This window comes from Faecalimicrobium dakarense (assembly GCF_000499525.1).
GTDB lineage: Bacteria > Bacillota > Clostridia > Peptostreptococcales > Peptostreptococcaceae > Faecalimicrobium > Faecalimicrobium dakarense.
Map to the genome: position 1 here is coordinate 1 of NZ_HG529331.1, position 9,564 is coordinate 9,564.

Annotated in this window: 6 protein-coding genes and 2 pseudogenes; all 8 read right to left on the bottom strand. The window is 27.1% G+C overall.

Going from position 1 to position 9,564, the window contains the following annotated elements; all coding sequences use genetic code 11:
* The coding region (locus BN899_RS09195; RefSeq protein ID WP_042274837.1) for an NUDIX hydrolase at positions 1-554 on the bottom strand (554 nt) is incomplete at its 3' end.
* A 13-nt stretch (positions 555-567) separates the two neighbouring features.
* A pseudogene (locus tag BN899_RS20810) lies at positions 568-1,844 on the bottom strand (methionine gamma-lyase family protein).
* A gap of 185 nt (positions 1,845-2,029) precedes the next feature.
* Positions 2,030-2,593: a hypothetical protein gene (locus BN899_RS09205; RefSeq protein WP_042274838.1), complete on the bottom strand. Its 564-nt coding sequence runs from the start codon at positions 2,591-2,593 to the stop codon at positions 2,030-2,032.
* Positions 2,594-2,665: 72 nt separating this feature from the next.
* Positions 2,666-3,181, bottom strand: a complete 516-nt coding sequence (locus BN899_RS09210; protein ID WP_042274840.1) for a transcription repressor NadR — start codon at positions 3,179-3,181, stop codon at positions 2,666-2,668.
* 113 nt (positions 3,182-3,294) lie between these two features.
* On the bottom strand, positions 3,295-3,564 hold the full coding sequence (hfq, locus tag BN899_RS09215) for an RNA chaperone Hfq (protein WP_042274842.1): 270 nt from the start codon (positions 3,562-3,564) through the stop codon (positions 3,295-3,297).
* Positions 3,565-3,640: 76 nt separating this feature from the next.
* Positions 3,641-4,573 carry a tRNA (adenosine(37)-N6)-dimethylallyltransferase MiaA gene (gene miaA / locus BN899_RS09220; protein WP_042274843.1) on the bottom strand — a complete coding sequence of 311 codons (933 nt, stop codon included), beginning with the start codon at positions 4,571-4,573 and terminating at the stop codon, positions 3,641-3,643.
* A gap of 16 nt (positions 4,574-4,589) precedes the next feature.
* Positions 4,590-6,611: a DNA mismatch repair endonuclease MutL gene (gene mutL / locus BN899_RS09225; RefSeq protein WP_042274844.1), complete on the bottom strand. Its 2,022-nt coding sequence runs from the start codon at positions 6,609-6,611 to the stop codon at positions 4,590-4,592.
* Positions 6,612-6,735: 124 nt separating this feature from the next.
* Positions 6,736-9,564: pseudogene (gene mutS, locus BN899_RS09230) on the bottom strand (DNA mismatch repair protein MutS); the annotation flags it as partial.

Here is a 9,564-nt window from a genome sequence, read left to right on the forward strand (position 1 = left end):
TATGATTTAGCCTTATTGATTAATTTATTATAAACATTTAGCATATGTTTTTCATCCGTACAACTTTCTATATCTGATATATTAATCCACTTAACTCCACTATTTTCATCTGCTTTAACAAATAATTCTTCACTTTCATCTGCTTCTAGTACATAAGCTATTGATAAGTGTAGATGAGATGCAACATATTTTCCTCTTTTAATATGAGCAATTACAGGAAGTATATCTATACAGCATATATCATTAGTTACTGGTACTACATTCTTAATGCCAGTTTCTTCTTTTGCTTCTTTTATAGCAACATGTAATAAATCACAATCACCATCAGCATGACCACCAGTCCATCCCCAAGAATTGTAAATATTGTGGTGAATCATAAGTACTTTATCTCTATTTTTATTTACTATAAATCCAGAGCTAGTAATATGTGCTACTTCATTTTCTCTAGTTAATATATCATCACTTTCTTTTATACATTTTAATATTATCTCTCTATCTTTTTGTTCTTGTTCATCAATAGGAACATATCTCTCTATTTCTTCAATCCAATTCATGCTACACCCCTTATTATTTTGAGTTTTTCATATATTGTATTGCCTTTAATGTACCCATCTTAGAGTGGTCAAATGTAAGCCCACCTTGGAAGTATACATTGTATGGAGGTCTTATAGGTGCATCAGCACTTAATTCTATAGAAGAACCTTGTATAAAAGCACCTGCTGCCATTATGACTTCATCATCATAACCTGGCATTGCCCATGGTTCTGGCTTAACATAAGAATCAACAGGGGCTGCTGCTTGTATTCCTTGGCAAAAAGCTATAACTTCTTTAGCGTCTTTAAGTCTTACTATTTGTATTATATCACTTCTAACATCATCATATTTTGGAAGTACATCATATCCCATTTTTTCAAATGCTCTAGCACAGAATATTGCACCCATTACAGCTTGAGATACAACATATGGAGCCATAAAGAATCCTTGAAGTACACTTCTACTAGTTCCAAATGTTAATCCACATTCTTTTCCTATCCCAGGAGAAGTTAATCTATATGATATAAGTTCAACTAAATCAGCTCTACCTGCTATATATCCACCTGTTAAGGCAAGACCACCACCTGGATTTTTAATTAAAGAACCAGCCATTATATCAGCTCCAACATCAGTTGGTTCTTTAGTTTCTATAAATTCTCCATAACAGTTATCAACCATAACTATAAGATCTTTGTTTATAGATTTTACAGTATCTATTACCTCTTTTATATCCGCTATTGTAAGTGATTTTCTCCAAGAATACCCTTTAGACCTTTGAATCATCACTAGTTTTGTTTTATCATTTATTTTTCTTTTATTCCTTCTAAGTCAACATTTCCATCTTCTAAGAAATCAACTTGATTATATGTAACTCCAAATTCTTTTAAAGAACCCTTTTCTTCTCTTATACCTATAACACCTTCTAATGTATCATATGGTTTTCCAGTTACTGAAAGTATTTCATCTCCAGGTCTTACTATACCTTGTAAGCAAAGCGTAAGAGCATGAGTTCCATTAACTATTATAGGTCTCACTAAAGCATCTTCTGCACCAAAAACTTCTGAATATATTTCTTCTATTTTTTCACGTCCAAGGTCATTGTAGCCATATCCAGTAGTCCAGTTAAAGTGGTTATCACTTAGATGAGCTTTTTGCATAGCTTTTAATACTTTATACTGATTATATTCTCTTACTCTTTTTATTTCCTCAAATCTATCTTTAATGTCATCCATAACACCTTCAGATAATTCAAATATTTCATCATCTAATTGATAAAATCCTTTTAATAACTCTTTTGTTTCATTTAGCATATTTTTCACCTGTCTCTTTTAATTTTAACATTAAAATTTTATCATACTAAATAATTTAGTTCAAGTTATCTGATATTGTAAAAACTAGTTCACCAAACTTTAAATAGAATCTCTTTAGTAATCATGGGCATAAATAAAAAAGCTACTATAAAAATTTATAGAAGCTTTTTTATTTATTCACTTAACTATATATTTACCACAATTTTTTTAACTACATCCTTAGGCATTAGCTTCCATATATACTTTGATAGCGAGAAATCTATCATGCTGTGTATTATAGTTCCTAGTCCAACTAATCCTAATATTGAAACAATAAACCCTTTATCATAATACCCTTGAGATAATGAAGGTCCAAAATAAAATGGTATTACTATTAGTACTTCCCCTATTGCATGTATTAATGAAACAGTAAAAGAATAAATTAACGATGATTTACCTTCCTCAATTATATCTTTATGTTTTTTTAAATATATTGATCCTATTATAACAAATAATAAATGACTTAATGCTCTTAATACAACAGTAATCGGAAATCCTCCTAATAAAAAACCTATAGTGCTACCAACTGTAACAAATAATGCTGTACCTGGCGAAATAAACATAGCTAAGAAAATTGGAACATGGCTTGCTAATGTAAATGACGCTGGCTCTAGTATTATTTTAATTGGTGAAAACATAGGTATTATAATTGCAATAGAACATAAAATTGCTGAAATAACAACAGCTTGAGTATTTACTTTTTTATTCATATTTTTCTCCCCCTTTACACTGTATATACACCTGTATTTACAGTATAAATAAAAAGGGTGTTATTGTCAATCTTATAGTAAATATCCTTTTGCTTCTAAACTTTTTATAATTTCATTAAATGATGCTTCATCCTTACATTTTATTGTATGTAAATGTATGCCATCAGTTAAATTCGATAAAGGATTAACTATGTCACGTTTAAGCTTTTCTATAAATTCTTTTACATCACGCCTAGACGATAAATATAAGTCTCCAGTTATTTGCCCATATAGACAATGCTCAACCATTACGTTTACTACAGTAGCACCTTCATCAACAATTACATTAAGTTCATCTTCAATGTATTCTTTACTGTGCTTGCAAGCTATAGTTTTTACTATATAACCTTCACTTTCTTTCTTATCATTTAATATATATCCTTTTGATGTTGATATAATGTCTTCACCTGCAGCTTTAAGAATTGCAATATCTCCTACTATGACTTGTCTACTTACATTTAATTCATTTGCTAAACTTGTACCACTAATTGCTTGTTTAGAGTTTTTTAACATGCTTAATATATTTTCTCTTCTACTTAAAACACTCATTTTACTTTTCTCCTTAACTAAAATACTATAAATCTATTATAACATTTGCTTATAAAATTAAAATAAGACTACTATTTAAATTTAGTAGTCTTATCCTTAATTTATATATTAAACTATCTATGGTTATGGTTATTGTTATTGTTTCCTTGTTGATTATTATTTTGTAAGTTTATATATTTTCCAGGTAATATAGTAGAAACAGCATGTTTATATATCATGTTTTGTTGTCTGTTATCCCCTTCTAACATTATTATATAACTATCAAATCCTTTAACAATCCCCTTTACTTGCACCCCATTCATTAAATATATAGTTACAGGTATTTTTTCTTTTCTCGCATTATTTAAAAATAAATCCTGTAAATTTAAAGCTACATTTTTCATTAGATATCCTCCCGAAATTTAAATTAATATATTTTTTTATTTTTTTCTATTTCTCTATTCTTATATTCTATATATATTATACCATATTTTCAATATACTTGATTATATCATCTTTAAGTACTTTACTATCAGTATAACTATCTAGGTCAAACCATTTTGCATTTTCATATCTTCTAAACCACGTTAATTGTCGCTTAGCATATCTTCTTGAATCTCTTTTTATTATTTCAATTGCTTCTTCAAGCTCATATTCGCCTTCTAAATATTTGATTATTTCTTTATAGCCTATACCCTGCATAGATATCATATCTTTAGTATATCCCATACTAAGTAATTTTTTTACTTCTTCAATAAGCCCTGACTCCATCATAATATCTACTCTTTTATTTATTCTTTGATACAAATGTTCTCTTTCTCTATTTAATACTATTATTATAGGCTCATACTTATCATTAAATTTTAAATCATTAGAAAAATCATTCATTTTTTTTCCACTTAATGCTACTTCTAAAGCTCTTATTACTCTTTTTGTATTATTTTTGTGTATTCTATTTGCACTATCAAAATCAAGTTCTCTTAATTTATTGTGCATATAGTCGATACCATTTTCTTCAAGTTCTATTCTTAGTTTTTCTCTAAGTTCATTATCAGAATCAGATTTTGCAAAGTCCATATTATATATTAAAGAATTTAAGTAAAGTCCCGTTCCTCCAGTTACCAATACTTTCTTTCCTTTTTCATTTATTTCTTGTATATATTTACCTGCTCTATCTTGAAACTCTGAAACTGAAAAGGAAAAATCTGGAGTAACCTCATCTATTAAATAATGCTTAACTCCATCCATTTCTTCTTGGGTTACTTTTGCACTACCTATATCCATATACTTATATATTTGCATAGAGTCTGCTGATATAATCTCGGCATCTAGTTCTTTTGATAAATTTATTGATAAATCAGTTTTACCAACAGCCGTTGGACCTGTAAGTATTATAATTGGTGTCTTTTTCATAATGTTCCTTTCTTAACTACATAATTCTTTTAAACATTTTTTCTATTTCAGTTTTAGAAATTTCTACTATAATAGGTCTACCATGTGGACAAGTAAAAGGATTTTTGCATTCTTTCATTTGTTCAAATAAAGATTTTATCTCTAAAGTATTTATTTTATCATTTGCCTTTATCGCTGACCTACATGCCATAGATGCAAATCTTTCACCTTTTAGTTCATAGTTATTTTTTATTTCATCTATATTATCTATTATTTGTAATATGAATTTTTCAGATTCAGGAACACCAAATATAGTTGGCACACATCTTATCATTATATGATTATTACCAAATATATCTATTTCAAAACCAAAGTTCTTAAATAATTCTAAGTTTTCTTCAACCTTTAACATGTCAACATTTGAAAGTTCTACTACTATAGGATTAAGTAAAAGTTGCATATTTATATCTGATTTATAAAACTTATTCATATATCTTTCATATAAAACTCTTTCATGTGCTGCATGCTGGTCTAATAAATACATTGAATTCCCTTTTGATAATATTATATAAGTATCAAATATAGTTCCTATAACATTATAATCGTCTAATGAAAATCTATTATCCTCTATTTTTTCTTCAAAGAAATTTTGTTGTTCATCTTCTTTTACATCTATATTGTAAATCGAATAATTTTCACTTATACTCTGTAATTCATTTATATTACTTTGATTGTATTCATTTATAGCTTTAGTTTTGTACATATTATCTATTTTATCATTAAAATTATCTCTATTTTCTCTCAAAGAGTGTTCTAATGAGTATACATTATCTTCTTTTATATTTTCATTCATATATAAATTTTTATTACTTTCTTCATTTATACTTGAACTTTTATTTATTATTTCATTAACAGATAAAAATGTATCTATTGGTTTTTCACTATCTATTTCTACTACTTCAATTTTTTTCGTTTCTTTTTCAAATGATTCTATTTTTCCCTCAGCTAAATTATTAATAGGTCTTGGCTGAATCTTATTTTTATCATAAACTTCATATTTTCCTATTAGGCTAGAACTTAATAATTTACTTCTTAAATAATCTCTAAGTTCTATATATAGTTCTTGTTCATTTTCAAATTTTATTTCAAGTTTTGTTGGATGTATATTAACATCTATACTTGCTGGATTTATTTGCATATTTAAAAAGCATACCGCATGCTTATTTATAGGAATAATAGATTTATAAGCTTCACTTATTGCATCTAATATTACCTTACTTTTTACAAATCTTTTATTTATATAAATATGTTGTAAGTTTTTATTAGACCTGTAAACATTATTGTTTCCTATATATCCACTTATTTTAAAATGTTTACAATCATAATTTATTTCAATTAAATTTTCACATACATCTTTGCCATAAATACTTCTAATAACACTTGTTAGCTTACCGTCTCCTGGAGTATTTAACATTGGTTTATTATTGTTAACATACTTAAATTGAACACTTGGGTTTCCTATAGCTAATTTATTAATTAAATCACTTATATTTATAGTTTCTGCATGAGTTGATTTTAAAAACTTTTGTCTTACAGGTGTATTATAAAATATATCTTTAATAATTATAGTAGTACCATTATTTGCTCCAGCTGGTTCTTTAGATATTATTTTTCCACCTTCTACATAAACCTTAGTTCCAACTGGCTCATCTTTAGTTTTTGTAATCATCTCTAACTTTGAAACTGCTGATATTGATGCTAATGCTTCTCCTCTAAAGCCTAGAGAATATAAGTCATATAAATCATCAATTTTACTTATTTTACTAGTAGCATGTCTTAAAAATGATTTATCAACTTCACTAGAAGCTATTCCACTACCATTATCTATAATCTTTATAAATTTTTTACCACCATCAGCTATATCTATAACTACCTTAGATGCACCTGCATCTATACAGTTCTCAATTAATTCTTTTACAACAGAAGAAGGCCTTTCTACAACCTCTCCTGCTGCTATTTTATTTATAGTCAAATCATCTAATATATTAATTCTATTCATATATACACCTCCTCTAATTAAAGTAGTGAGTTTTAAAGCAACGGATGTATCTGAAGCGAGAGCAAAGATATATCGTTGGCGCTATGAGCGTAGCGAATTTTAAGCAACGGACTTGTCGTTGGCGCTATGAGCGTAGCGAATTTTTCGCTTTCTTTTGAAGATTATAAAGTGCATTCATAGCATCAATTGGAGTCATATTTAATATATCTAAATTTAATATTTCATCATTTAAATTGCTATCGTTTATAGTATCAAAAGAAATCTGAGTAAGTGCAACCTCATCTATAGCATTATTTGATTCTTCTTTTAATTTTTTATATTCTTTATTTATTTTTTCTAACGCTCTCTTAGTCTTTTCACTTTCTTTAATTAAAACTTGATAATCATTTTTTATAGATTCACTTTCAAATTTTTCTTTAGTTAATTTGGTTAACTGTTCTTCTAAAATTAATTTATCTTGTCCTAATTTTTCTAATTCTATTTCTAGAGTTCTTATTTTATCTATATTATCATTAGTAGTTTCAGATACAATATTTTCTTTTACTTGTACATCCCCTAAGTTATCTGAGTTTATAGCTATACTATTATATACATGATTTTTTTCTAAATCTTTTAATATATCTTTAGCTCTACCTATAACTTTATCTGGAAGTTTTGCAAGCTTTGCAACATATATTCCATAACTCTTATCTGCCCCTTGAGGTATTATTTTTCTTAAGAAAATTATTCCGTCATTATCTTCTTTAACCGCTATAGAATAATTTTTAACATCTTCAAATTCATTTTCTAGATCAGTTAATTCATGATAATGTGTTGCAAATAAAGTCTTACACTTTATATTATTTTGAATGTACTCAACTATTGACCACGCTAAACTTATACCATCATAAGTACTAGTTCCACGACCTATTTCATCAAGTATAACTAAGCTTTTCTCTGTAGCATTTTTAAGTATTAATGATACTTCGCTCATCTCAACCATAAATGTAGATTGGCCTTGACTTAAATCATCACTAGCTCCAACTCTAGTAAATATTCTATCTAATATTGGAATATTAGCATATTCAGCTGGAACAAACGAACCAATATGTGCCATTAATGCTATTATAGCAGTTTGTCTCATATAAGTAGATTTACCTGCCATATTTGGTCCTGTAATTATATTTATAATATTTTCATTACTATTTAAGTAGGTATCATTTGCTACGAAGTTTTCTTCTCCAACGATACGCTCAACTACAGGATGTCGTCCATCTTTTATATCTAATTTGTTATTTTCATTTATATTGGGCTTTACATAGTTATTTATATACGCAACAGTTGCAAGAGATACAAATACATCTATATTTGCAATAATCTTTGCAACCTTTTGTATTCTATCTATGTTTTTATATATTTCATTTCTTATATTTACAAATATGTCATACTCAAGTGCTTTTATTTTATCTTGTGCATTAAGTATTTTATCTTCTATTTCTTTAAGTTCTGGAGTTATAAATCTTTCTGCATTACTTAAAGTTTGTTTTCTTATATAAGTTTCATCTATTTTAGCAGTAGTAAGACCTACTTTTGTTATTTCTATATAGTAACCAAATACTTTATTAAATCCTATTTTTAAAGATTTGACTCCCGTTTTTTCTCTTTCACGGTTTTCTATCTCTTTTATTAAAAATGCACCATTTTGAGATATATCTCTAAGTTCTTTTAATTCATCGTTAAAGTCTGATTTTATTATATTTCCATCTTTTATAGTAATTGCAGGTTCTTCAATTATTGCTTCATTTACTAAATTATAAATATCATTTAAATCATCAAGTTCATTAATATAGTTTTTAAGTATTTCTCCATTTGATGAATTTATAATTTCTTTTAAAATAGGAAGTTTTTCTATAGAATTTCTTAAATGTATCATTTCCTTTGGAGTTACTTTTTCAAATGCGATTTTTCCGCATATTCTTTCTATGTCATATACATTTTTAAGAGTATCATTTAAATCTTCTCTTAACATAAAATCATCTTTTATTTCTTCTATAACATTTAGTCTTTCATCTATTTTATCTTTATTAACTAAAGGCTCTTCTACATACTTTCTCATAAGTCTACCACCCATTGCAGTAGATGTTTTATCAAGTACATGAAGTAGTGAACCTTTCTTTTTATTACCTCTTATTGTTTGAGTAAGTTCTAGATTATTCCTTGTAAACATATCTAGTACCATATATTCGCTAGAATTATATACATTTATAGAATTTATATTAGAAGTTACCTGTTTTTGAGTATTATATATATAGTTTAAAAGTATAGATAAACTATTTTTCATAAGATTTTTATCATCAAATCTTATGTTAGATAAATAGTTATCACTAAAATATTCTTTTAATATATTTATATCTAAATAATTTTCATTAAAATTTTCATTTACATATATATTACCTAGAGTTATCATATTTTGAAGACTTGGTATAAACCCTAAATCATTTATAATAATTTCGCTAGGATGAATTTTAGCTATCTCTTCAACTACTTTATCGCTAGATAAATGAGTTGCATTAACTTCTCCAGTACTTATATCTACATAAGTTAAACCTATATTTTCATTTTCTTTATATATCGATAATAAATAGTTATTTTTCTTATTTTCAAGTAAACTACCCTCAAGTACAGTACCTGGAGTTATAACCCTTATAACATCTCTTTTTACTATACCTTTAACAGTTGCTGGGTCTTCTAGTTGTTCACCTATTGCAACCTTAAATCCAGCTTCTACAAGCTTTGATATATATGAATTGGCACTATGAAAAGGTACTCCACACATTGGAGCTCTTTCATCTAGTCCACATGATTTTCCTGTTAGAGCTATTTCAAGTGTTTTTGAAGCTACTATCGCGTCTTCAAAGAACATCTCATAAAAATCTCCAATCTGAAAAATAATATACAACCTGGATATCTATCT